We start from the raw sequence: 21991 nt of genomic DNA, 5'->3' as shown, positions 1-21991 counted from the left end.
CCTACGCCAGCGTCTCTCACCGTTTCCGCAGGGTGCCGGTCGGGCGGCCCGCGGCCTCCTCGTCGGAGCGGTAGGCGAGGGTGCCGTCCTTGCCGAGGGTGAGGGTGAACGACGAGGTGCCGCCGGTGCACAGGCCCTCGGTGCCGGGCCGGTCGGGGTCGGTGCGGTCGGCGATGCGCAGCTGGGTGGCGGAGGCGGAGGTGAGCCGACCGATGCCGTGGCACCGGACCGTGGTTCCCAGGACGCTGATGACGTGGCTGGTGCGGACGACGTCCTCGCCGGTGCGGCCCCGGGTGACGACGGCGGTGACGTCGCCGTGCGGGGAGCCGTTGCGCTCGGTGGTGGGGCCGGTCCAGGTGCCGAGGAAGGCGGTGGGCACGGCGCCGTCGGGGGCGGAGGTGGCGGCCGGCGGCCGGGACGGGCTCGCCCCGGTCCGGTCGGCGGAGGCGTCGCGGTCGCCGCCCGGCATCAGGTCGAGGAGGTGGCCCGCCCCGAGGGTGACGGCGGCGAGGGCGGCGGTGACGGTGAGCGCGACGGTGCAGCCGGCCCGGCGGCCGGCGAGGGAGAACGACAGCCTCCGCGTGCCGCCCGTCCCGCCGCCTCCCGTGCCGCCGTGTCCCGTCTCCGCCTCGGACCGGTCGGCCGCACGGGGGCGGGGGACGGGCCCGCCGCCCAGGGGGGCGGTTCCGGGGCTCGGCCAGAGGCCGGGCGGCGGTTCCACCGGCGGGCCGAAGGCGCCGGGAGGGGCCACCGAGGGCGCCGTGAAGGGGACGGGCCCCGAGACGTGCGGGTCCCCCGCCGCCACGCCCGCGCCCGGCTCCGTGCCCGGGGACTCCCCCGGGCCGCGCGCGTCGAGTTCCAGGAGGCGGACCGCCGTACGGCTCACCTCCTCGACCAGGGGCGCCGGGAGCCATCCGGTCGAGACCAGGGCCGCCGGGCCCGCCGGGGCGAGGCGGGCCGCGACGGCGGCCGGGGTCGGGCGGGAGGCCGGGTCCTTGGCGAGGCAGCCCGCCACCAGCTCCCGCAGCTCCCCGGCGAGCGCGCCCAGTTCGGGCTCCTCGTGGACGACCTTGTACAGCAGCGTGGCGGAGGAGTCGCCGGGGAAGGGCGGGGCGCCGGTCGCCGCGAAGGCGAGGACCGCGCCGAGGGAGAAGACGTCGGAGGCGCCGCTCGCTCCCCGGCCGAGGATCTGCTCGGGCGCCATGTAGCCGGGCGAGCCGATGGAGACGCCCGTCGCCGTGAGCGAGGCCGTGCCGTCCGAGGCCCGGGCGATGCCGAAGTCGATGAGCCGGGGGCCGTCGAGGGTGAGGAGGACGTTGGACGGCTTCACGTCGCGGTGGACGAGCCGCAGCGCGTGGACGCCCGCCAGCGCCTCGGCGAGGCCGGCGCCCAGGGTCCGTACGGTGTGCTCCGGCAGCGGGCCGACGCTCTCGACGGCCCGGGCGAGCGTCGGCCCGGCGACGTAGCCGGTCGCCACCCAGGGCACCGCGGCCTCCGGGTCGGCGTCGAGGACCGGAGCGGTCCACCGCCCGCCGACCAGACGGGCCGCCTCCACCTCCCGCCGGAACCGCGCCCTGAACTGCTCGTCGAGCGCGAAGTGCGGGTGCACGATCTTCACGGCGACGGTCCTGCCGCCTTCGTTGCGGGCGAGGTAGACGCGCCCCATGCCGCCGGAACCGAGCCTTCCGAGGATGCGGTAGCCACCGATGGTCCTCGGTTCCTCTGCTTCGAGCGGCTGCATGTCTTCCCCTCCAGGGCGCGCGACGGCCCTCGTGGCCCGTGTCACGGTGATTCGAGACGGTATCGAGCCAACCGAACGCCGCTCCCGCCCCTCCTCCCTTCCGTCATCCCCCGTCGTGTCCGAAAGCACCCGGAGCCGCACCATGAATCGCCAGCACCCGTCCCGGATCGTCGCCGCCGCCCTCGCCCTCGGCGCGGCGGCCGTCCTGGTCACCGGTTGTTCCGACGAAGGCGCGCCGGTCACGTTCGACACCCCGAGGTCGACGGCGCAGCCCCGTACGCCGGCCCCGGACCACCCCGCGAACGTCCGGGCGAAGCCGGCGACGAAGGTCCCGGAGACGGTTCTCCCCACCGGCCCCAAGGCGAGTTTCACCACGGCCAACACCCTGGAGGACGGCACCAAGATCGGGGTCACCACCCTGCGGGGCGAGAAGTCCGGGTTCACGGGCAAGGTGTGGGTGTGGGCGCCGGAGCAGTATTTCGACCCGGCGTACGCGGACAGCGGCTTTCCCGTCCTGGTGGCCCTGCCCGGCGGAAACGGTTATCCGACGAATTACTGGATGGGGACGGACCTCAAACTCCAGTCGAGCATCAGCACGTGGTCGAAGGCCGGCAAGAGCCTTCCGTTCATCGTCGTGATGCCCGTCCTCAATCCGGACGACGACTTCTACTACGACGGCAGCGACATTCCGGGCCAACCGCGCATGGGGACCTGGCTGACCGAGGACGTGCCGGATTTCGTCCGCGCCAATTTCCGTACGTTCGCGTCCCGGGACGGCTGGGCGTTCATGGGTTCGTCCTCGGGCGGCTTCGTCGGGCTGAAATCCGTTCTCCAGCGGCCGGACCGGTTCAAGGCCGTGATCGCCTCCGGACCCGACATCGTCCCGGACTCGCCGCTGTGGGCCGGGCACGAGGCCGAGCGGCAGGCGATCAATCCGGAGCGGCTCGCCCAGGCGCTCGGCGCGAAGCCGGACACCCGGGCGAACGACGTGTACCTGGCGTTCCAGATCGGCACCCAGGAGTCGGGGGCGGCCCGGATCAAGGCGTTCATGAAGAGCTACACCAAGGGCCCGGTGAAGACCCGCCTCCAGGTCATCCAGGGAGGCGGGCACAACGCCAAGAGCTATGTGCGGGGCATGGGCGAGGGCTCGATCGCCTGGATCAGCGGCCACATGCAGGGCCCGGTCCCCGCGCCGTAGGCCGGTGCGTCCTACCGGGCGCCGAGCAGCTGCACCCGTACGTCGGCGGGGAAGCCGGTCGTCGGGCCGGTCCTGCGGGCGAACTCGCGGACGCCCGCCAACTGCTCGGGCCCGAAGCGGAAGTCCAGCGTCCGGAAGTACCGTTCCAGCAGCGCCTCGTCGAAGGACTCCCAGCGGGCGGCCTGCTCGGCGACCTTGGCGACCTCCACCAGCGACAGGTCGCGCGAGGCCAGGAACGCCTCGTGCACCTCGCGGACCGTCTCCGGCTCCCGGGCCAGGAAGTCCTTGCGCGCCGCCCACACCGCGAAGACGAACGGCAGCTCCGTCCACTCCTTCCACATCAGCCCCAGGTCGTGGACCTGGAGCCCCAGGCGCGGGGCGTCGTGCAGCGAGGCCCGTAGGGCGGCGTCGCCGATCAGGACGGCGGCGTCCGCCTCCTGCATCATCAGCCCCAGGTCGGGCGGGCAGGTGTAGTACTCGGGCTCGACGCCGTACCGCTCGGCGAGCAGCAGCTGCGCCAGGCGCACGGAGGTGCGGGAGGTGGAACCGAGCGCGACCCGCGCACCGTCCAGCCGCTCCAGCGGACGCTGGGAGACGATCACGCAGGACATGACGGGGCCGTCGCACCCCACGGCGATGTCCGGCAGGGCGATGAGGTCGTCGGCGTTGCGGAGGTACTCGACGAGGGTGATCGGGCCGATGTCGAGATCGCCGCGCACCAGGCGCTCGCTGAGCTTCTCCGGAGTGTCCTTCGTGAGCTCCAGATCGAGGAGCGTTCCCGTGCGGGCCAGGCCCCAGTAGAGGGGCAGACAGTTCAGGAACTGGATGTGCCCGACGCGGGGCCGGCTGCGCTGGTGGTCATCGGTTGCATTGTCCACAGCGCGAGGCTAGACCCGTCTCGTACGGTGGACATCGCCGGGGGCGGCGCGTCGGCACGTCGGCCCCTCCGACGCGTGATGCAAACGCGCGAGTGACGTGATCTTTCCCTCTAGTGCGCACCGCACCCTGCGTGCTACGCTCGTCGCAAGTTGCAGTTTGGTTTCCCTTGCAGTACAGAGCCTGCGGAGCATGTGACCCGCAGGCTTTTGTAGTTTTCAGACTTCTTTGCAGGTTCTGGAGCAGGGCAACCCTTTGGCCCAAGGAGGGCTTATGGCTACCGGAACCGTCAAGTGGTTCAACGCTGAAAAGGGCTTCGGCTTCATCGCCCAGGACGGCGGCGGCCCGGATGTCTTCGTCCACTACAGCGCGATCAACGCGTCTGGTTTCCGCTCGCTTGAGGAGAACCAGCTCGTGAACTTCGACGTCACGCAGGGTCCGAAGGGCCCGCAGGCGGAGAACGTCACCCCGGCCTAAGTTGCCCGGGTCGGCGGTCGCGCACGGCTAGAGAAGTACCCAAGGAGCCCTGCTCCGTGCCTTCGGGCGCGAAGCGGGGCTCCTGCCTTTCCCGGCCCCCGCGCACCCGCTTCCGCCCTCCTGCCCCTCCCCCTCGCCCGCCCGGCTTCGTACGCTGGACGCATGACCGAACGCAAACCCCCCGGCGTCAGCTTCGAGTCATTCGTGGACAAGCAGATCCGCGAGGCGGCGGAACGGGGCGAATTCAAGCGGCTGGCCGGCTTCGGACGGCCTCTCGACGACGACCGCGCGCCCTACGACGAGCTGTGGTGGATCAAGGGAAAGATCCACAGCGAGGGCGGCTCCGTCCTGCCCCCGTCGCTCACCCTCCGCAAGGAGGCCGAGGACGCCGTCGAGGCGGCCGGCCGGGCCGTCTCCGAGTCCCAGGTCCGCCGGATCCTCGACGAGATCAACAAGAAGATCGCCGAGGCCCTGAAGCGGCCGCCGTCCGGTCCGCCGCTGAACCTGAAGCCGTTCGACGTCGACGCGATGGTCGAGGAGTGGCGGAAGGGCCGGGAGGACCGGACGCGGCGGGACGGCTGAGCCCCGCCCCCGGGCGCCTCCCCCGGCCAGGTGAACCTCGCCCGGCTCCCGGCCCCGCCCCGGCCGCGCGGCCCCGGCCCGGTCCGCCTTCGGTGGCCCACTGGGAGGAGAGCACCGCGCGATCCGGCCGGACCGCGCGCGCCCACCGTGGAGGAGTGACCGGATGAAGAGCGCCGAGCTGCTGCTTGACCTGTTCGACCGCGTACGGGAAGCCGTGCACGGGGCCGTCGAAGGACTGTCGGAGGAGGAGCTGGCGTTCCGCGTCGACGAGGACGCGAACTCGATCGCCTGGCTGGCCTGGCACCTGGCCCGCGTCCAGGACGACCACATCGCGGGCGCCTTCGACACCGAGCAGGTGTGGACGGAGAGCGACTGGGCGTCCCGCTTCGGCCTCCCGTTCCCGAAGGACACGATCGGCTTCGGCCACTCCAGCAAGCAGGTCGGCCAGGTCCGCGCCCCGGCCGAGCTGCTGCTCGGCTACTACGACGCCGTGCACGAGCGGACCCTCGAACACGTCCGCTCGCTGTCCGACAAGGACCTCGACCGGATCGTGGACGACTCCTGGGACCCGCCGGTCACCCTGGGCGTACGCCTGGTCAGCGTGGTCGCGGAGGACAACCAGCACGTGGGCCAGGCGGCGTACGTCCGGGGCGTGGTGGAGCGCCGGGCGACCGCCTGACGGGACGACCGGGGCGGCCGGGGGCTCACGAGCGGTCGCCGCGGCCGGCGAGGGCGAAGGTGGCCCACACCGTCTTGCCGACGCAGCGGCTCTCGACGCCCCACGCGGTGGCGAGGGCCGCGACCAGCAGCAGCCCGTACCCCCCTTCGTCCGGTACGGCGACGGGCTCGGGCTCCCGCTCGCCACGGGCGTCGGACACCTCGACCCGGACGTGGTCCTCGGCGAGGGCGAGCCGCACCTCGAAGTCGCGGCCGGGCACCCGGCCGTGCGTGACGGCGTTGGCGGCCAGCTCGGCGACGACGAGTTCCACGGCATCGGTGGCGGTCACGCCCCAGTCGCGGAGCTGCTGCACGGCGAGCAGACGAGCGAGACGGGCGCCGCGGCGGGTGGCCGACAGGCGCTGCGCGAACGCGGCGGGGGGCTCACCGGTTGGAGTGGCGATTTCGGACTTCATGCCCCCGAGCCTGGCCGCCCCGCCCTACCCTGACCAGCAGCGACGCCACGACGCTGAGTAACGGTACGAGTACGCCAAGAAGGCGGTACGCATGTCGGGGAACCACGAGGAGCGGCCGGAACGGCCCTCCGAAGTCGACGGTACGGCGCACCTGTTCAGTGCGCTCGGAAAGATCACCAAGGCCCTGCGCAAGAACGCGGGCCTGAGCCAGGCGGAACTGGCCGAGGCCACGCACTGCAGCGAGGACCTGATCTCCTCGGTGGAGCGGGGAGTACGGACACCCCAGCCGGACTTCCTGCTGCGGGCGGACCAGGCGCTGGGGGCGCGGGGTGTCCTGGCGGCAACCGTCGACGACGTACGGGAGGCGCTGGCGAAGGCGAGGACGAGGCATCCGGACTGGTTCCGGGACTTCGCGAAGGCGGAGGCGGAGGCGGTGGCGCTGCACTACTACGCCGTGCAGGCCGTACCGGGGATTCTGCAGACGGAGGCGTACGCGCGCTCGCTCTTCGCCCATCGACGCCCGATGCTGGACGAGGAGACCGTCGAGAAGCGGGTGGCGGACCGCCTGGCCCGTCAGGCCATCCTCGACAAGTGGCCGGCGCCGACCATCAGTTTCGTACTGGAGGCAGCGGTCCTCCTCCGCCCCTTCGGCGGCCCCGAGGTGCATCGGGAGCAGCTCCGCCGCATCCGGGACGTGGCGATGCGTCGTACGATCGACTTGCAGGTGATGCCCCAGGACCGGCACGAACACCCTTACCTGGGTGGCGCGTTCACTCTGCTGACGCCGCGCGGGCGCCGGGAGGTGGCATACACCGAGATCTACGGACACGCGCGGCTGATTACGGACCCGGAGGAGGCGCGCACCTACGCCGAGCGCTATGGGATCATCCGGGCGCAGGCACTCACCCCTCAGGAGTCCCTGGACTGGATCGAGAAACTGCTGGGAGAGCGATGAACACGACGGAACTGGCCTGGTTCAAAAGCAGCTACAGCGACTCCGAGGGCGGCGAGTGCATCGAAGTCGCCTACGACTGGCGCAAGTCCAGCTACAGCAGCGGCGAAGGCGGCGAGTGCGTCGAGGTCGCCGCCCACCCCACCACCGTCCACGTCCGCGACTCCAAGGACCCCGACGGCCCCCAGCTCGCCCTCACCCCCTCCGCCTGGGCGGCGTTCGTGGTCGTGGCCCCCGTCGTGTGAGCCGTAGGAAGTCCGTCGTGCCGTGCCGGGCTCAGCCCCAGGTACGGCCGGCCGGTTCCTTGACGGTGCGGTTGAGCCGGTTGAAGAAGTTGGTGAGCGCGATCTCCAGGTTGATCGCGCCGATCTGCTCCTCGGTGAAATGGGCGTTGGCCTCGTCCCAGACCTCGTCGGTCACGCCCTCCGCACCGTCCTGCAAGCGGGTCGCGGCCTCGGCCAGCGCCAGTGCCGCCCGCTCCGCACCGGTGTAGAACGGCGCCTCGCGCCATGCCGCCACGAGGTGCAGCCGCTCGTCGGTCTCACCGGCCTTCTTGCCCCCGGTCACGGCGGCGTAGACGCACGCCGAGCAGCTGTTGATCTGGCTGACGCGCAGGTGGACGAGTGTCAGCAGCTTCGGGTCGACGCCCCCGGCGGCTATCGCCTGGTGGAGGTGCCGGATCGCGGTCCACAGGTCGGGGTTGTCCACGCTCTTGTTCTTGAGTCGGTTCTCCATGCGAGGGTGCTCTCCTTCATCGGGTTACGTCGCGGGGCTCGCGCCCGTCACCCCTATGACGGAGCAGCTTCCAGGGAGGTAACACCATGCCCGGCACCCAGCCCACGGATCCGATCGCCGATTCCCTCGCCGATGCCTTCGAGGCCCACCGCGATCGGCTGCGCGCCATCGCCCACCGCGTGCTCGGATCACCCGCCGACGCGGAGGACGTGGTCCAGGAGGCGTGGCTGCGTCTCTCCCGGCAGGACCCCGGCGCCCTCCACAACCTCGGCGGCTGGCTGACCACCGTGGTCGGCCGCATCAGCCTGGACGTCCTGCGGTCGGGCCGGACGCGCCCGGAAGTCCCCTTGGACGACCAGCCGGCCGCGTACACCGTGACGCTCGACGACGGTTCCGCTCCGGACGACCTCGTGGCGCTCGGGGACTCCGTGGGGTTGGCGCTCCTCACGCTCCTGGACTCGCTGCGCCCGGACGAACGACTGGCGTTCGTCCTGCACGACGTGTTCGCCGTGCCCCACGGGGAGATCGGCGCCATCCTCGGCAAGTCCGCCGACGCGACCAAGATGCTCACGAGCCGTGCCCGCAGGAAGGTGCGGACCGCCCGGCGGCCGGAGAGTACGGAACGGCGGCAGCGCGAGGTGGTACGAGCCTTCCTGGCCGCGGCCGGTGAGGGCCGGTTCGAGCACCTGCTCCAGCTGCTCCATCCCGAGGTGAGGTTCACCGTCCACAGCCCGAACGGCCGGTTCGTCACGCTCGGGGCCACCGAAGTCGCCGGCCGCGCCCGGCTGGCGGGAAGTGCGGCACGCGGCCATGCGGCGATCGTCGACGGCCGCCCCGGCGTCATCTCCTGGAGCGTCGACGGCACCCCGCTCGCCGTTCTCGCCTTCACCGTCGTCGACGGCCGCATCACCGAGATCACCGCGGTGGTCGACCCGGCCGAACTCGCGCTCATGGACCTGCCGGAACCGGTGTGACTCCCTGCGGGGAACGGCGTGAGCCCTTCCGGGGTACAGCGTGAGCCCGTCGGGACCCGCGCCCCGACCCCGCGGGCCGAGAGCGCCGTCCCCGCCGTTCTCAGCCCGCGGCCGCCCGGAACACCGGGACGGTGACGTCCCCCTCCGCCCGGAAGCCGACCTCCAGCTCCATGCCGACGCGGAGGTCGGTCTCGGGGACGTCCACGACCTCGGTCATCATGCGGGGTCCCTCGGCGAGGTCGACCACCGCGGCGACGTACGGCACGCGCGCGCCGAACGGTGGGAGGTCGTTCCGGTGGACGACGGACCAGGTGTAGAGGGTGGCGCGGCCGCTCGCGGTCTCCCAGCCGCCGTCCTCGCTCCAGCAGTGCGGGCAGAACTCGCGCGGGTAGTGGTGCGCCCGGCCGCAGGCGCCGCAGCGCCGCAGGAGGAGGCGGCCGGCGGCGGCCGCGTCCCAGTAGGGGCGGGTGAAGGCGTCGACGTCCGGGGTGGCGGCGGTCATCCGAAGAGTCCGATCGCGTGGTCGAGGGAGAGGGTCTGCCAGGACATGGCGAAGAGGGCGACGACGGAGGTCAGGGCCATCATCGCGTTCTGCCCCTGCTCGGCCCAGTCGTGGATCATCAGGACGAGGTAGAGCAGGTTCAGGAGCAGGCCGCCGACCAGGGCGATCGGCGTGAGGAAACCGAGGACCAGGCCGAGGCCGAGGGCGAGTTCGGCGTAGACGACGACGTACGCCATGAGCTTGGGGCGGGGGGCGACGACCCGGGCGAAGCCGGTCCGTACCGCGCGCCAGCGGTGCTCGGCGGCGACGTCGGCCGCCCACGCGATGCCGGTGCCGCGCTCGAACCAGGCCTTCCGGTCCTTGTGGCGCCAGCTCTCCAGCCACCACAGGCCGAGGCCGATCCGGAGGACGGCGAGCCATTCCGCGCCGGTGAGCCAGATGGTCTGCATCGCTTCCGGACCCCTCCCGAACGAAAAATCTGACGATACGTCAGTTCAGCGGACTTCACACCGTCCGCGCAAGCCCCTTGCAGGCGTGACCGATTCGCAACCGAACCCCCTCTTGACCGAGACCCAACAAGTGAGCATGTCGTTACGCTCGGCGTTCATGGACCACACCCCCCACGAGCACCCCGGCCACCCCGTCTACGTCATCGGTGGCGGCCCCGGCGGACTCGCCGTCGCCGCCACCCTGCGCGAGCAGGGCGTACGGGCCGTCGTCCTGGAGAGGTCGGATGCCGTGGGCGCCTCGTGGCGCTCCCACTACGACCGGCTGCGGCTGCACACCACCCGGCGGCTCTCGGCGCTGCCGGGGCTCCCCATACCCCGCTCCTTCGGTCGGTGGGTCGCCCGCGCGGACATGGTGCGCTACCTGGAGAAGTACGCCGACGTCCACGAGCTGGAGATCGTGACGGGGGTGGAGGTCTCGCGGGTGGAGCGGGCCGAGGACGGCGTGAGCTGGCTGCTGCACGCGACGGGCGGGCGCCGGCTGACGGGCAGCGCGGTCGTCGTGGCCACCGGCTACAACCACACGCCGCGGCTGCCCGACTGGCCCGGGCTCGACGGGTACACGGGCGACTTCGCGCACGCGAGCGCGTACCGGAACCCGGCCCCGTACGCCGGGCGGGACGTGCTGGTCGTCGGGGCGGGGAACACAGGCGCGGAGATCGCGGCCGACCTCGCGGAGGGCGGGGCGGCGCGGGTACGGCTCGCGGTGCGCACGGTGCCGCACATCGTCCGCCGCTCGACGGCCGGCTGGCCCGCGCAGCGGATGGGCATCCTGGTGCGGCGGCTGCCGGTGCGGCTGGTGGACCGGATGGGTGCGCTGATGTGCCGGATCCTGCTGCCGGACCTGACGGACCGCGGCCTTCCGCGCCCGGACACCGGCCTGTACTCGCGGGTGCGCGAGGGGGCGGTGCCGGTGCAGGACGTGGGCCTCGTCGACGCGGTACGGACCGGGAAGGTCGAGATCGTCGGCGCGGTCGAGTCCTTCGACACCGACAAGGTGGTCCTCGCGGACGGCTCCCGCCTCGCCCCGGACGCCGTCATCGCCGCGACCGGCTACCGCCGGGGCCTGGAACCCCTGGTCGGCCACCTGGGCGTGCTCGACGAGCGGGGCGGCCCGCTGACCCACGGGAGGCGGACACCGGGCGAGGCGCCGGGCCTGTACTTCACGGGGTTCACCAACCCGATCAGCGGGATGCTCCGGGAGATGGCGCGCGATGCCGGGAAGATCGCGCGGGCGATCGCCAGGACGCAGGGCCGGAAGGGTCGCGAGGAACGGAAGGGCCGGAAGGGCCAGGAGGGGTGGAAGGGCCAGGAGGGCCGGAAGGCGTCCGTCCGATAGCTCCCGGACGGCCTCCCGCCCGCCTCCCGGACGGCCTTCGGAAGCACCCGTCGCGCTCGTCGGTGCAAGAGTGTTCCTGACGCGGCGTCAGACTTGTAATCTGACTGTGCGTCAGGTCACGACGAGGGACGGGCGGAACGATGCTTGGATCGACTCACGGCACCTTCACCACCGATCTCCGCGCCCGCGTGGTCGCCTGCGGAGAACATGCCGGGACGCCCGGCAGCGCCGTCCACGGGGTCACCGCCGTGGACGGGGACCGGGACGTCAGCGGCCGGCCGTTGCACGCGCCCGTGCCGGACCTCGACCGGTTCTTCCGGCCGCGGTCCGTCGCCGTCGTCGGGGCGTCCGACGCCGAGGGGCGGCCCAACACCGGGATCACCCGGCAGCTCGTCGCCTGGGCCGAGCGGGTCGGCGCCGAGCTGGTGCCCGTGCATCCCACCCGCGCCTCCGTCTTCGGGATCCCCTGCGTGCCGTCGGTCGGGGCGCTCGCCGCCACGCTCGCGGAGCCCGTCGACCTCGCCGTGCTCCTGGTCGCCGACCCGCTGCCCGTGATCGAGGAGCTGGCCGAGGCGAAGGTGCGGTTCGCGGTGGCGTTCGCGTCCGGGTTCGCCGAGACCGGGCAGGCGGGCGCCGACGCCCAGGAGCGGCTCGCCGAGGCCGTGCGGCGCTCCGGGGTCCGGCTGCTCGGGCCCAACACCAACCTCAACGCCTTCGAGCGCTTCCGCGACGACCTCGACGGCCCGGCGATCGCCCTGATCACCCAGTCCGGACACCAGGGCCGGCCGGTCCACACCCTCCAGGAGCTGGGGATACGGCTCTCCCACTGGGCGCCCACCGGCAACGAGGCCGACCTGGAGACCGCCGACTTCATCTCGTACTTCGCGACCCGGCCCGAGGTGGGGGCCATCGCCTGCTACGTCGAAGGGCTCAAGGACGGGCGCTCCTTCCTGCTCGCCGCCGACCGGGCCGCGCGCGAGGGCGTGCCGGTCGTCGCGGTCAAGGTCGGGCGCACCGAGACCGGGGCGCGGACGGCCGCCTCGCACACCGGCAAGCTGACCGGCGCGGACCGGGTCGTGGACGCCGCCATGCGGCAGTTCGGGGTGATCCGGGTCGACGGGCTCGACCAGCTCCAGGACACCGCCGCCCTCCTCGCCCGAGCCCGCAGGCCCGTCGCCGACGGGGTCGTCGTCTACTCCATCTCCGGCGGCACCGGCGCGCACTTCTCCGACCTGGCCACCGCCGCCGGACTGCGGCTGCCGACCCTGTCGGAGGCCAGGCAGGACGAGCTGCACCAGTGGATCCCGGAGTATCTGAACGTGGCGAACCCGGTCGACAACGGCGGCCATCCGGTGGGCGACTGGCGCGGCCGGAAGATCATCGACGCGATCCTCGCCGACCCGTCCGTAGGGGTCCTCATCTGTCCCATCACCGGGCCCTTCCCGCCGATGAGCGACCGGTTGGCCCGGGACCTGGTCGACGCGGCCGAGGCCACGGACAAGCTGGTGTGCGTCGTGTGGGGGTCGCCGGTGGGGACCGAGGCGGCCTACCGCGAGACCCTGCTCGGCTCCTCGCGCGTCGCGACCTTCCGTACGTTCGCCAACTGCATCGGGGCCGTCAAGGCGCATCTCGACCACCACCGCTTCACCACCGCGTACCGCTCCCCCTTCGACGAGGCCCCCCGCACCCCCTCCCCCTCCTTCCGCAAGGCGCAGGCCCTGATGCGGCCGGGTCACCGGCTGAGCGAGCACGCGGCGAAGCAGCTGCTGCGGGCGTACGGGATCCGGGTGCCGCGCGAGCAGTTGGTGACGAGCGCGGCGGCGGCGGTGCGGGCGGCCGGGCAGGTCGGCTACCCGGTGGTGATGAAGGCGTCCGGCGCCCAGATCGCCCACAAGACGGAGCTGGGACTGGTGAAGGTCGGGCTGACCTCGGCGAGCCAGGTCCGGGACGCGTACCGCGAACTGACCGACATCGCCCGCTACGAAGGCGTCGACCTCGACGGGATCCTGGTCTGCCAGATGGTCGGGCGCGGGATCGAGATGGTGGTGGGCGTGGCCCGGGACCCGCTCTTCGGGCCGACCGTGACGGTCGGCCTCGGCGGGGTCCTGGTGGAGGTGCTGCGGGACACGGCCGTGCGCGTGCCGCCGTTCGGCGAGGAGCAGGCGCGGGACATACTGGGCGAGCTGCGCGGGCGGGCCCTGCTCGACGGGGTGCGGGGGGCGCCGCCGGCGGACGTGGACGCGCTGGTGGAGGTGGTGCTGCGGGTGCAGCGGATGGCGCTCGAACTCGACGGCGACCTCGCCGAACTGGACATCAACCCGCTGATGGTGCTGCCGCGCGGGCAGGGCGCGGTGGCCCTGGACGCCCTCGCGGTGTGCCGGTAAGGAGCCCTGGTGGAAGAGGTACTGCACCGCGTCGAGCACGGCGTCGCGTGGATCACGCTCAACCGGCCGGAGGCGATGAACGCCCTCACCTGGGACCAGCGGGAGCGGATCATCGCGCTGCTCGGGGACGCCTCCGCCGACCCGGACGTACGGGCGGTGGTGCTGACCGCGACCGGTCGGGGCTTCTGCGCGGGCGCGGATCTGCGCGGGGCGCCCCCGGCCGGCGGGGAACGGGCGCCGGGCGAGCGGGTGGCCGGGGACGTGGCGCGGATGATCCGGCGGGGGGCCCAGCGGCTGATCGGGGCCGTACTGGACTGCGAGAAGCCGGTGATCGCGGCGGTGAACGGGACGGCGGCGGGCATCGGGGCGCATCTGGCGTTCGCCTGCGATCTGGTGCTGGCCGCCGAGTCGGCGTCCTTCATCGAGGTGTTCGTACGGCGGGGTCTCGTGCCGGACGGGGGCGGGGCGTATCTGCTGCCCCGGCTGATCGGGCCGCAGCGGGCGAAGGAGCTGATGTTCTTCGGCGACGCGGTCCCGGCGCGGGACGCCCGTGAGCTGGGTCTGGTGAACCGGGTCGTCCCGGCGGAGGAGCTGGAGAAGACGGCGCGGGAGTGGGCCGAGCGGCTGGCCCAGGGCCCGACGCGGGCGCTCGCGCTGACCAAGCAGCTCGTCAACGCCTCCCTGGACGGGGACCGTTCCCGCGCCTTCGCGGCGGAGGCCGCGGCGGCCGAGATCACCATGACGACCCGGGACGCGAACGAGGGGGTGGCGAGCTTCAGGGAACGGCGGGCACCGCGGTACGAGGGCCGCTAGATCATCCCGGCGGTTAGGTTGTCCCCTCAACATCCTTTTCACGAGGGTTCACGAGGGGAACATCATGGGCACGTTCGGAACGGGGCCGGTCAGCCGGCGAGGGCTCATACGGCTCGGCGGCGGGGCGGCCGCGGGTCTGGTCCTGGGGGGTGCGGCCGCCGGGACCGCCGGCGCCACGGCGCGGGCCGGGGCGCCGACGGGGGCCGTAACGGCGGAGGCGGGGGCCCTGGCGCTGCCCGTCTCGCCGTCCTTCGACTTCGGCGACGGAGCGACCGCCCTGTTCATGCACAAGCAGGCGTGGTGTCCGACGGTGATGCAGTGCGCGGGCTACGACCACCTCAACAAGCACTGGTACGTCGCCCAGGTCATGTACAACCCGGACGACGGCGTCTCCTACGCCACGCGCAAGCTCGAAGGCGACATCGCCATCACCAAGCTGAGCGCGGACGGTTCGACCAAGCTCGGGCGCATGTACCTGCGCGGGTTCGGGCACGGCGCCCAGATCGGCATCGAGGCGACGGCGGCGGGTTCGGCGCCGTACATCTGGATCGAGTACGACTCGAAGCCGAACTCCGAGAAGACGGGCTTCGGCAGCAGGCTCTGCCGGATCAAGTACGTGGGTCCGGCCGCCGACCAGCCGCCGCGCAGCTTCCACTGGGACGACGCGGCGGACCGTACGGCCATGAACTTCAAGGACCGCACGCCCGACCCGCTCAAGCTGCCGGGCGCCGGTACGACGCTGACCTCGCCGCGGCCGGTCGTCGACATGCAGCACCGCCGTGTGCTGGTGCGCTTCAACCGCAACGGCCAGTGGCAGTGCGCGGTGTGGGACCTGGACACCGCGTCCGCCGCGCCGCTGGGCGCGCCGCTGCACCACTTCGCGGACCTGCCGCGGCCCGTGTACGACGCGCAGGGGTTCTGCCTCTACGGCTCGTACATCTACATGTACGAGGGCGAGGCGTACACCGGCGGCGGCCCGACGAACACGGCGGACGTCGGCACCACGCACATCACGAAGATCGACCTGAACACGGGCGTCTCGGAGCGCGGCCTCACGCGGGCGCTGAAGAGCCTCGAATTCCGTGAGCCGGAGGGCATGAACATCATGCTGGTGCCCGACCCGGCCCGTCCCGGTTCGTTCCTGCCCCGGCTGACCTTCGGCTTCGCCTCGGGCCTGTCGGGGGACCGCCGGGTGAACATCGCGTACAAGGACGCGCTGATCTGACGCCGGGGGCCCGGGGCGGGAGTCCCGGGCCCCACGGGTTCCCATCTGACGGTTCGTCAGCTTCAATGGGTGCTGTGATGGGACATGCCGGGATGGCGGCCACCGCCGTCCGATACCTCAGATCGGCCGGATCGCCGACGGCCGTCGAACCGCATCCACGGCCGCTGCTGCGTGCGGTACGGGAGGACGAGCGGCCGCCCGTGGACCCGGCCGAGTTCCGGCGGGTCCTCGGGCACTTCGCGAGCGGGGTCACCGTCGTGGCGGCCCTCGATCCCGACGGTCCGGCCGGGTTCGCCTGCCAGTCCTTCGCCTCGCTCTCCCTGGACCCGCCCCTGGTGGCCTTCATGGTCGCCCGTACGTCGACGACCTGGCCCCGGCTCGCCCGGGCCGGCGTCTTCTGCGTCAACGTCCTGGGCGCGGACCAGCGGGACCTGTGCCTGGGGTTCGCGAGGAGCGGCGCGGACAAGTTCGCGGGGGTGGAGTACGACGCCGCCCCGGCGACCGGCTCACCCCGCCTGACCGGCGCCCCGGCCTGGATCGACTGCACCATCGCCACCGTGCACACGGGCGGCGACCACCTGATCGTGGTGGGCCGGGTGGAGGCGCTGGGCACCCCGGCCGATGACGAGGGCGGACCGCTGCTCTTCCACCGAGGGCGGTTCGGGGGGTTCAGCGACCGGACGGCCCCCTAGAGAGTGCTGCCGATCTTTCCGGGGTCGCTGCGGCGGATCACCAGGGCCATCAGGGCCGCCGCAGCGCACAAGGCGCCCGAGGTGTACCAGACGACGTCGTACGAGCCGAAGAGGTCGCGGGCCGCGCCCGCGGCGAAGGCGATGACCGCGGCGCCCACCTGGTGGGAGGCGAGGACCCAGCCGAAGACGATCGCGCCGTCCTCGCCGTAGTGCTCGCGGCACAGGGCGATCGTCGGGGGGACCGTGGCGACCCAGTCCAGGCCGTAGAAGACGATGAAGAAGAGGATCGGCGGGTCGACGGCCGGGGCGAGCAGCACGGGGAGGAAGAGCAGCGAGACCCCGCGCAGCGCGTAGTACACCGCGAGCAGCCGCCGCGACTCGAAGCGGTCCGTGAACCAGCCCGACGCGATCGTGCCGACGACGTCGAAGACCCCGATCACGGCGAGCAGCGAGGCCGCCGCGACGACGGGCATGCCGTGATCGTGGGCCGCGGGCACGAAGTGCGTGCGGACCAGTCCGTTCGTGGTCGCCCCGCAGATCGCGAAGGTGCCCGCGAGGAGCCAGAACGGGCCGGTGCGGGTCGCCTTGAGGAGGACGGTCACCGCCCGGCGCGCCGCGCCGACGGCCGGGGCGGGCTTCTCGGCGTACTCGCCGCCGTACGGCGCGAGGCCCACGTCCGCGGGGTGGTCGCGCAGCAGCAGCCAGACGAAGGGGACGACGGCCAGGGCGGACAGGGCGACGGTCACCGAGGCCGGGCGCCAGCCGTGGTTCTCGACCAGCCAGGAGAGCAGGGGCAGGAAGACGAGCTGCCCCGAGGCGCCGGCGGCCGTGAGGAGGCCGGTCACCAGGCCGCGCCGGGCCACGAACCACCGGTTCGTCACCGTCGCCGCGAACGCCAGCGCCATCGAGCCGCTGCCCAGCCCGACGAGGACCCCCCAGAAGAGGACGAGCTGCCAGGCCGCCGTCATCCACACGGTCAGCAGGGAGCCGAGGGCGATCACGCCCAGGGCGAGGGCGACGATCCGGCGGATCCCGAACCGGTCCATCAGGGCCGCGGCGAACGGCGCCGTCAGGCCGTAGAGCGCGAGGTTCACCGAGACCGCGAAGCCGATCGTCCCGCGCGACCAGCGGAACTCCTCGTGCAGCGGATCGATCAGCAGTCCGGGCAGGGAGGCGAAGGCGGCCGCACCGATGACCGTGACGAAGGTGACGGCCGCGACGGACCAGGCGCGGTGGACGCGGGGCGTGCGGGCGGAAGCGGGCGGTGCGGGGGTCTCGGTTGTCTGGGTCACGTCACACAGCTTCGGGGGCCGGCCCCGCCCTCGCCATTGGCCCGAATGACAGCTTTCGCAAGGATCGGGACATCATCCCCCTACGGCGGGGCCGCCGGCCCGCGGCAGCGTCCTGATCGGCCGGGCCAGCAGCAGCGCCGCCACCACGAGCACCGCGATCCCCGCCCCCGCCAGCAGCACCCGCTCCGCGCCCACCGCCTCCGCCGCCGGGCCCGCGAGCGCGCGGCCGGCCGCCATCATCAGCAGCGATCCGGCCACGTCGTAGGCGTGCATGCGGTTCAGGGCGTCCTGCGGCACGTGCGTCTGGACCGAGGTGGACCACATCACCAGCCAGAACGCGAACGCCGCCCCGCCCAGGAACTGGCCCGCGCCGAGCACCTGCACGGACGCGCCCGAGCCGAGCAGGACGAGGTTCACCGGCAGGCCGAGCAGGGCCACCGCGCCCGCCGCCAGCGGTCGGCGCGGGCGCAGCCGCAGGGCGAGCAGGCCGCCGGCCGCGCTTCCCGCGCCCTGCACGGCCATCAGCACGCCGTACGCCGCCGAGCCGTGCTCCCCGGTGACGAGGGTGGCGGTCAGCGGGACCATCGGGCCCGCCACCGTCAGCCCGTACACCGTCCAGATCGCGATGACCCCCCACAGCCAGCTGCGGTCCCGGAACTCCCGCCAGCCGACGGCCATCTCGGAGCCGAGGGAGCCGCGCACGGCCGTGTCGGCGGGGGCGGCCGGGATCCGCATGAGGAAGAGGCAGAGGGCGCTGACCACGAAGGTCAGGCCGTTGGCGGCGAAGGCCGCGCCCGCGCCGGAGAGCGCGACGAGGAGTCCGGCCACCGCCGGGCCGGCCATCGTCATCAGGGACTCGACGACCCGCAGGACGGCGTTGGCGCGCTGCACGTCCGGGGCGATGCGCGGGATGGTGGAGGCGACGCCGGGCTGGAAGAGGGCCGCGCCGACACCGCTGAGGGCGGAGAGCGCGTAGACGCTCCACAGCGGCGGGCCGCCGGCGGCGAAGGAGACCGCGAGGACGGCCGCGCCGGGCAGCCGCAGCAGATCCGCCATGATCATCATCCGGCGGGCGGTGAAGCGGTCCGCGAGCACGCCGCCGACGACGACGAAGAGCGCGAAGGGACCGATCCAGGCACCCAGGGCGTAGCCGACGGAGGAGCCGGAGTGCCCGGCGCCGAGCAGCCCGGCCGCGAGCGCGACCGGGACCATGCCTTCGCCGAACACGGCGGCGGCCCTGGCCACGAAGAAGAGCCGGAAGTTACGGTTCCAGAGGGCCGGGGCCCCGATCGGCACGGGAGGGGCGTCCCGGACCCCGGACTTGTACGGGTGGGGCGGGGAGTGCTCCGATGGCTTGTCCGTCACGGACCCGACTTGTAGCAGTAATTGGTCTGGACCACAAAGGGATTTCCTCGTGCCGCACCGCATAGCCGTCCTGGCCCTGCCCGGTCTCCTCCCCTTCGAACTGGGCATTCCGCACCGCATCTTCGGCCGCGCCAAGGACGCCGCGGGCCGTCCGCTCTACACGATCGTGACCTGCGCCCCGGTCGCCGGGCCGGTCGCCACGGACGCGGACTTCGCCGTCCACGTGGAGCACGGACCGGAGGCGCTGGCGACGGCGGACACGGTGGTCGTTCCGGCCTCCTACGAACTCGGGCCCGTCTACGAGGAGGGCCGGCTGACCGACGAGCTGGCCGCCGCGCTCGCCCACATCCGGCCCGGCACCCGGCTCGTCTCCATCTGCACCGGCGCGTACGTCCTCGCCGCCGCCGGCCGTCTCGACGGCCGGCCGGCCACCACGCACTGGGCCTCGGCCGCGCACTTCCAGCGGCTCTTCCCGAGTGTCCTGGTGGACGCGGACGTCCTCTTCGTCGACGACGGCGACGTGCTGACCTCGGCGGGCGTCGCGGCCGGGATCGACCTGTGCCTGCACATCGTGCGCCGGGACCACGGCACGGCGGTCGCCAACGAGGTGGCCCGCAGGACCGTCGTACCGCCGCACCGGGACGGCGGGCAGGCGCAGTACATCGCACGCCCCCTCCCGGAGCCGGGGACGGCGACCACCACGGCGGCGCGCGCCTGGGCGCTGGCGCACCTGCACGAGCCGATCCAGCTGCGGGACCTGGCGGCCCGGGAGTCGATGAGCGTGCGGACGTTCACCCGCCGCTTCCGGGAGGAGGTGGGTGTCAGCCCCGGCCAGTGGCTGACCCGGCAGCGGGTGGAGCACGCCCGCCACCTCCTGGAGTCCACCGACCTGCCGGTCGACCGGATCGCGCACAGCGCCGGTTTCGGCACGCCCCAGTCGCTGCGCTCGCACCTCCAGGCGGCGATCGGGGTGACCCCGACGGCCTACCGCCGCACCTTCCGCGCGGGCGCGGCGGACTGACCGGCGGCACCCGGCACCCCGCACGCGAGGCGCCCCGGGCACCGGCCCGGCCGGCACCCACCCGACCTGCGATCGGCGCCCGTCGTACACCGGCCCGGCGGGCGCCGGCCCTCACCTGAAGGTCAGCACCCGAAGGTCAGCACCCCCCGCGCGACCCGCCCCTGTTCCGCGTCCTCGGCCGCCTTGGCGAAGTCCTCCACCGGGTAGGTCGCGGTGACCAGCTCGTCGAGGAGGAGGCGGCCCTCGCGGTACAGCTCGGCGTAGAGGGCGATGTCCTTCTGCGGCCGGGAGGAGCCGTAGCGGCAGCCGAGGATCGACTTGTCCAGGAACATCGCGGCGGGCGGGAAGCTCGCCTCCGCCGTGGGGGCGGTCATGCCGAGGAGGATCGCCTGGCCGTGCCGGTCGAGCAGGTCGATCGCGGTGCGGACGAGGCCCACGTGTCCGACGCACTCGAAGACGTGGTCGGCGCCGGTGGGCAGGATCTCCCGTACGCCGTCGGCCGAGGTCAGGAAGTGGGTGGCGCCGAAGCGGCGGGCCGTCTCCTCCTTCGCCGGGTTGGTGTCGACGGCGACGACGGTGAGGGCGCCGGCGATCCGGGCGCCTTGCAGGACGTTGAGCCCGATGCCGCCGGTGCCGATGACGACGACGCTCTCGCCGCGGTCGACCCGGGCGCGGTTGAGTACGGCTCCGACGCCGGTGAGGACCCCGCAGCCCATGAGCGCCGCCGAGGTGAGGGGGATGTCGGAGGGGATCCGTACGGCCTGGACGGCCTTGACGACGGTCTTCTCGGCGAAGGAGGAGTTCGAGGCGAACTGGAACAGCGGCCGCCCCGCCCGGGAGAACGGCTGCCCTGGCCTGCCGATCGCCTTGCGGCACATGGTGGGGCGGCCGCGGTCGCAGTCGGCGCAGGCCCCGCAGTTGGCGAGGGTGGAGAGGGCGACGTGGTCGCCGGGGCCGACATGGGTGACGCCGGGGCCGACGGCCTCGACGACTCCGGCGCCCTCGTGGCCGAGGACGACGGGCGCCGGGAAGGGGATCGTGCCGTCGACGACCGAGAGGTCGCTGTGGCAGAGCCCCGCGGCCGCGACCGCGACGAGCACCTCGCCGGGTCCCGGGTCGCGTATCTCCAGGTCGTCCACGACCTCGACCCGCCTGCCGTCGAACACCACCCCCCTCATGACGTCGGCTCCGTCCCGGCGTTGGGGCGGCTCCCCGAGGCGGCGGCCCGGGACATCTCCTCCAGGCGCGCCAGCATCGGCATCGGGTCCGTCCCGACCGTCCCCGGCAGGAAGTCGGCGATCCGCTCCGGCGTCCACGCCCCGCCCTCGGCGTACCCCGCGCGCAGCTCCCTGGGCTGCGCCCAGACCGCGATCTTGGGACCGGCGATGGTGTAGACCTGGCCGGTGATCCGCTCCTCCCTGGCCCGGTCGGACAGCAGGTAGACGACGAGGGCGGCCACGTCCTCCGGTTCGCCGATCTCCTTCAGCTCCATGGGCACGTTGGCCGACATCCGGGTGCGGGCGACGGGGGCGACCGCGTTCGCCGTGACCCCGTACTTGTGCAGGCCGAGGGCCGCGCTGCGGACGAGGGAGATGATCCCGCCCTTGGCCGCGGAGTAGTTGGCCTGGGCGACCGAGCCCTGGTGGTTGCCGCTGGTGAAGCCGATGAGCGTGCCGCCGCCCTGCCGGCGCATGACCGCCGAGGCGGCCCGGAAGACGGTGAAGGTGCCCTTGAGGTGGGTGGCGACCACGGGGTCCCACTCCTCCTCCGACATGTTGAAGAGCATCCGCTCGCGCAGGATGCCGGCGACGCAGACGACGCCGTCGAGCTGTCCGTACTCCGTGAGCGCCACGTCCACGATCCGCTGCCCGCCGGCCATCGTGGAGATGTCGTCGGCGACGGCGACGGCGGTGCCGCCGGCCGCCTCGATCTCCTTGACGACACGGAGCGCGACCTCGGAGGTCGGCTCCCCGCCCTCGATGGAGACGCCGTAGTCGTTGACCACGACCCGCGCGCCCTCGGCCGCGCAGGCGAGGGCGACGGCCCGTCCGATGCCCCGCCCCGCGCCCGTGACGGCGATGACCTTGCCTGCCAAGAAGTTCCCCACGCCCGACCCCTTCCCGCATTTTCTGACGGTCCGTTAGATTCGTTCGTCAGCTGGATTCTACGGCCCGTCGGATACCG

General features: G+C 73.0%; 23 protein-coding genes. 13 read left to right on the top strand and 10 right to left on the bottom strand.

Features of this window, described 5'->3' with window-relative positions; genetic code table 11:
* Positions 1-16: 16 nt before the first annotated feature.
* A complete protein-coding gene (locus tag ACFZBD_RS26370; RefSeq protein ID WP_391143976.1) occupies positions 17-1741 on the bottom strand; it encodes a protein kinase in 1725 nt (574 codons plus the stop codon).
* 142 nt (positions 1742-1883) lie between these two features.
* On the opposite strand from ACFZBD_RS26370, the gene ACFZBD_RS26365 reads away from it, so the two are divergent.
* On the top strand, positions 1884-2939 hold the full coding sequence (locus ACFZBD_RS26365; RefSeq protein ID WP_391143973.1) for an alpha/beta hydrolase-fold protein: 1056 nt from the start codon (positions 1884-1886) through the stop codon (positions 2937-2939).
* Positions 2940-2950: 11 nt separating this feature from the next.
* On the opposite strand, the gene ACFZBD_RS26360 is transcribed toward ACFZBD_RS26365, so the two are convergent.
* Complete coding sequence (locus ACFZBD_RS26360) at positions 2951-3817, bottom strand: MqnA/MqnD/SBP family protein (protein WP_391143972.1); 867 nt, start codon at positions 3815-3817, stop codon at positions 2951-2953.
* 271 nt (positions 3818-4088) lie between these two features.
* On the opposite strand from ACFZBD_RS26360, the gene ACFZBD_RS26355 reads away from it, so the two are divergent.
* The 3 genes from ACFZBD_RS26355 (at position 4089) to ACFZBD_RS26345 (ending at position 5553) form a co-directional block, all read left to right on the top strand.
* Positions 4089-4292: a cold-shock protein gene (locus ACFZBD_RS26355; protein WP_008738468.1), complete on the top strand. Its 204-nt coding sequence runs from the start codon at positions 4089-4091 to the stop codon at positions 4290-4292.
* Positions 4293-4454: 162 nt separating this feature from the next.
* The gene (locus tag ACFZBD_RS26350) at positions 4455-4874 is read left to right on the top strand and encodes a DnaJ family domain-containing protein (RefSeq protein WP_391143968.1); all 420 of its coding nucleotides are present in this window, start codon (positions 4455-4457) and stop codon (positions 4872-4874) included.
* Positions 4875-5037: 163 nt separating this feature from the next.
* Positions 5038-5553: a DinB family protein gene (locus tag ACFZBD_RS26345; RefSeq protein WP_391143965.1), complete on the top strand. Its 516-nt coding sequence runs from the start codon at positions 5038-5040 to the stop codon at positions 5551-5553.
* A 25-nt stretch (positions 5554-5578) separates the two neighbouring features.
* On the opposite strand, the gene ACFZBD_RS26340 is transcribed toward ACFZBD_RS26345, so the two are convergent.
* Positions 5579-6007: an ATP-binding protein gene (locus ACFZBD_RS26340; protein WP_391143962.1), complete on the bottom strand. Its 429-nt coding sequence runs from the start codon at positions 6005-6007 to the stop codon at positions 5579-5581.
* A 91-nt stretch (positions 6008-6098) separates the two neighbouring features.
* On the opposite strand from ACFZBD_RS26340, the gene ACFZBD_RS26335 reads away from it, so the two are divergent.
* Both ACFZBD_RS26335 and ACFZBD_RS26330 read left to right on the top strand, forming a co-directional pair.
* A complete protein-coding gene (locus ACFZBD_RS26335) occupies positions 6099-6962 on the top strand; it encodes a Scr1 family TA system antitoxin-like transcriptional regulator (RefSeq protein ID WP_391143960.1) in 864 nt (287 codons plus the stop codon).
* The gene (locus tag ACFZBD_RS26330; protein ID WP_391143957.1) at positions 6959-7204 is read left to right on the top strand and encodes a DUF397 domain-containing protein; all 246 of its coding nucleotides are present in this window, start codon (positions 6959-6961) and stop codon (positions 7202-7204) included. The genes ACFZBD_RS26335 and ACFZBD_RS26330 overlap by 4 nt, the downstream gene beginning before the upstream one ends.
* Positions 7205-7235: 31 nt before the next feature.
* Here ACFZBD_RS26330 and ACFZBD_RS26325 read toward each other — a convergent pair whose 3' ends face one another.
* Complete coding sequence (locus ACFZBD_RS26325; RefSeq protein WP_391143955.1) at positions 7236-7694, bottom strand: carboxymuconolactone decarboxylase family protein; 459 nt, start codon at positions 7692-7694, stop codon at positions 7236-7238.
* A gap of 86 nt (positions 7695-7780) precedes the next feature.
* On the opposite strand from ACFZBD_RS26325, the gene ACFZBD_RS26320 reads away from it, so the two are divergent.
* Positions 7781-8668, top strand: coding sequence for a sigma-70 family RNA polymerase sigma factor (locus ACFZBD_RS26320; RefSeq protein ID WP_391143954.1), 888 nt, complete (start codon positions 7781-7783; stop codon positions 8666-8668).
* A gap of 100 nt (positions 8669-8768) precedes the next feature.
* On the opposite strand, the gene ACFZBD_RS26315 is transcribed toward ACFZBD_RS26320, so the two are convergent.
* Both ACFZBD_RS26315 and ACFZBD_RS26310 read right to left on the bottom strand, forming a co-directional pair.
* Positions 8769-9170, bottom strand: coding sequence for an OB-fold domain-containing protein (locus tag ACFZBD_RS26315; protein ID WP_391143952.1), 402 nt, complete (start codon positions 9168-9170; stop codon positions 8769-8771).
* Positions 9167-9619 carry a DoxX family protein gene (locus tag ACFZBD_RS26310; protein WP_391143950.1) on the bottom strand — a complete coding sequence of 151 codons (453 nt, stop codon included), beginning with the start codon at positions 9617-9619 and terminating at the stop codon, positions 9167-9169. Before ACFZBD_RS26310 ends, ACFZBD_RS26315 begins: the two co-directional genes overlap by 4 nt.
* Before the next feature lie 157 nt (positions 9620-9776).
* Between ACFZBD_RS26310 and ACFZBD_RS26305 the strand changes: the two genes are divergently transcribed.
* The 5 genes from ACFZBD_RS26305 to ACFZBD_RS26285 all read left to right on the top strand — a co-directional run bounded on the left by ACFZBD_RS26305 (position 9777) and on the right by ACFZBD_RS26285 (position 16129).
* Positions 9777-11015, top strand: a complete 1239-nt coding sequence (locus ACFZBD_RS26305) for an NAD(P)-binding domain-containing protein (RefSeq protein ID WP_391143947.1) — start codon at positions 9777-9779, stop codon at positions 11013-11015.
* Between the two features lie 140 nt (positions 11016-11155).
* Entirely contained in the window at positions 11156-13399 is a 2244-nt protein-coding gene (locus tag ACFZBD_RS26300; RefSeq protein ID WP_391143945.1) for an acetate--CoA ligase family protein, read from the top strand.
* A gap of 75 nt (positions 13400-13474) precedes the next feature.
* Complete coding sequence (locus tag ACFZBD_RS26295; protein WP_391144393.1) at positions 13475-14212, top strand: enoyl-CoA hydratase-related protein; 738 nt, start codon at positions 13475-13477, stop codon at positions 14210-14212.
* Between the two features lie 64 nt (positions 14213-14276).
* Entirely contained in the window at positions 14277-15437 is a 1161-nt protein-coding gene (locus ACFZBD_RS26290; RefSeq protein ID WP_391143942.1) for a hypothetical protein, read from the top strand.
* A gap of 65 nt (positions 15438-15502) precedes the next feature.
* Positions 15503-16129 carry a flavin reductase gene (locus ACFZBD_RS26285; protein WP_391143939.1) on the top strand — a complete coding sequence of 209 codons (627 nt, stop codon included), beginning with the start codon at positions 15503-15505 and terminating at the stop codon, positions 16127-16129.
* On the opposite strand, the gene ACFZBD_RS26280 is transcribed toward ACFZBD_RS26285, so the two are convergent.
* Complete coding sequence (locus ACFZBD_RS26280; RefSeq protein WP_391144391.1) at positions 16126-17430, bottom strand: MFS transporter; 1305 nt, start codon at positions 17428-17430, stop codon at positions 16126-16128. The two genes, ACFZBD_RS26285 and ACFZBD_RS26280, sit on opposite strands and share 4 nt — an antisense overlap.
* A gap of 63 nt (positions 17431-17493) precedes the next feature.
* Positions 17494-18786 carry an MFS transporter gene (locus tag ACFZBD_RS26275; protein WP_391143938.1) on the bottom strand — a complete coding sequence of 431 codons (1293 nt, stop codon included), beginning with the start codon at positions 18784-18786 and terminating at the stop codon, positions 17494-17496.
* Between the two features lie 49 nt (positions 18787-18835).
* On the opposite strand from ACFZBD_RS26275, the gene ACFZBD_RS26270 reads away from it, so the two are divergent.
* A complete protein-coding gene (locus tag ACFZBD_RS26270; protein WP_391143935.1) occupies positions 18836-19807 on the top strand; it encodes a helix-turn-helix domain-containing protein in 972 nt (323 codons plus the stop codon).
* 122 nt (positions 19808-19929) lie between these two features.
* On the opposite strand, the gene ACFZBD_RS26265 is transcribed toward ACFZBD_RS26270, so the two are convergent.
* Positions 19930-20985: an alcohol dehydrogenase catalytic domain-containing protein gene (locus ACFZBD_RS26265; protein WP_391143933.1), complete on the bottom strand. Its 1056-nt coding sequence runs from the start codon at positions 20983-20985 to the stop codon at positions 19930-19932.
* Positions 20982-21914, bottom strand: a complete 933-nt coding sequence (locus ACFZBD_RS26260; RefSeq protein ID WP_391143930.1) for an SDR family oxidoreductase — start codon at positions 21912-21914, stop codon at positions 20982-20984. The genes ACFZBD_RS26265 and ACFZBD_RS26260 overlap by 4 nt, the downstream gene beginning before the upstream one ends.
* Positions 21915-21991 lie beyond the last annotated feature (77 nt).

Origin of the sequence: Streptomyces sp. NPDC008121 (assembly GCF_042957155.1) — a bacterium.
In the GTDB taxonomy this organism is placed as follows: domain Bacteria; phylum Actinomycetota; class Actinomycetes; order Streptomycetales; family Streptomycetaceae; genus Streptomyces.
This window is presented reverse-complemented; position numbering and strand designations above follow the sequence as displayed.

What these genes read in the sequence shown, in the direction of transcription:
- ACFZBD_RS26290 (WP_391143942.1), top strand. Translation starts at nt 14,277, where the DNA reads ATGGGCACGTTCGGAACGGGGCCGGTCAGCCGGCGAGGGCTCATACGG.
- ACFZBD_RS26285 (WP_391143939.1), top strand. Translation starts at nt 15,503, where the DNA reads ATGGGTGCTGTGATGGGACATGCCGGGATGGCGGCCACCGCCGTCCGA.
- ACFZBD_RS26325 (WP_391143955.1), bottom strand. Translation starts at nt 7,694, where the DNA reads ATGGAGAACCGACTCAAGAACAAGAGCGTGGACAACCCCGACCTGTGG.
- ACFZBD_RS26310 (WP_391143950.1), bottom strand. Translation starts at nt 9,619, where the DNA reads ATGCAGACCATCTGGCTCACCGGCGCGGAATGGCTCGCCGTCCTCCGG.
- ACFZBD_RS26315 (WP_391143952.1), bottom strand. Translation starts at nt 9,170, where the DNA reads ATGACCGCCGCCACCCCGGACGTCGACGCCTTCACCCGCCCCTACTGG.
- ACFZBD_RS26295 (WP_391144393.1), top strand. Translation starts at nt 13,475, where the DNA reads ATGAACGCCCTCACCTGGGACCAGCGGGAGCGGATCATCGCGCTGCTC.
- ACFZBD_RS26330 (WP_391143957.1), top strand. Translation starts at nt 6,959, where the DNA reads ATGAACACGACGGAACTGGCCTGGTTCAAAAGCAGCTACAGCGACTCC.
- ACFZBD_RS26340 (WP_391143962.1), bottom strand. Translation starts at nt 6,007, where the DNA reads ATGAAGTCCGAAATCGCCACTCCAACCGGTGAGCCCCCCGCCGCGTTC.
- ACFZBD_RS26305 (WP_391143947.1), top strand. Translation starts at nt 9,777, where the DNA reads ATGGACCACACCCCCCACGAGCACCCCGGCCACCCCGTCTACGTCATC.
- ACFZBD_RS26370 (WP_391143976.1), bottom strand. Translation starts at nt 1,741, where the DNA reads ATGCAGCCGCTCGAAGCAGAGGAACCGAGGACCATCGGTGGCTACCGC.
- ACFZBD_RS26345 (WP_391143965.1), top strand. Translation starts at nt 5,038, where the DNA reads ATGAAGAGCGCCGAGCTGCTGCTTGACCTGTTCGACCGCGTACGGGAA.
- ACFZBD_RS26350 (WP_391143968.1), top strand. Translation starts at nt 4,455, where the DNA reads ATGACCGAACGCAAACCCCCCGGCGTCAGCTTCGAGTCATTCGTGGAC.
- ACFZBD_RS26300 (WP_391143945.1), top strand. Translation starts at nt 11,156, where the DNA reads ATGCTTGGATCGACTCACGGCACCTTCACCACCGATCTCCGCGCCCGC.
- ACFZBD_RS26365 (WP_391143973.1), top strand. Translation starts at nt 1,884, where the DNA reads ATGAATCGCCAGCACCCGTCCCGGATCGTCGCCGCCGCCCTCGCCCTC.
- ACFZBD_RS26355 (WP_008738468.1), top strand. Translation starts at nt 4,089, where the DNA reads ATGGCTACCGGAACCGTCAAGTGGTTCAACGCTGAAAAGGGCTTCGGC.
- ACFZBD_RS26265 (WP_391143933.1), bottom strand. Translation starts at nt 20,985, where the DNA reads ATGAGGGGGGTGGTGTTCGACGGCAGGCGGGTCGAGGTCGTGGACGAC.
- ACFZBD_RS26320 (WP_391143954.1), top strand. Translation starts at nt 7,781, where the DNA reads ATGCCCGGCACCCAGCCCACGGATCCGATCGCCGATTCCCTCGCCGAT.
- ACFZBD_RS26335 (WP_391143960.1), top strand. Translation starts at nt 6,099, where the DNA reads ATGTCGGGGAACCACGAGGAGCGGCCGGAACGGCCCTCCGAAGTCGAC.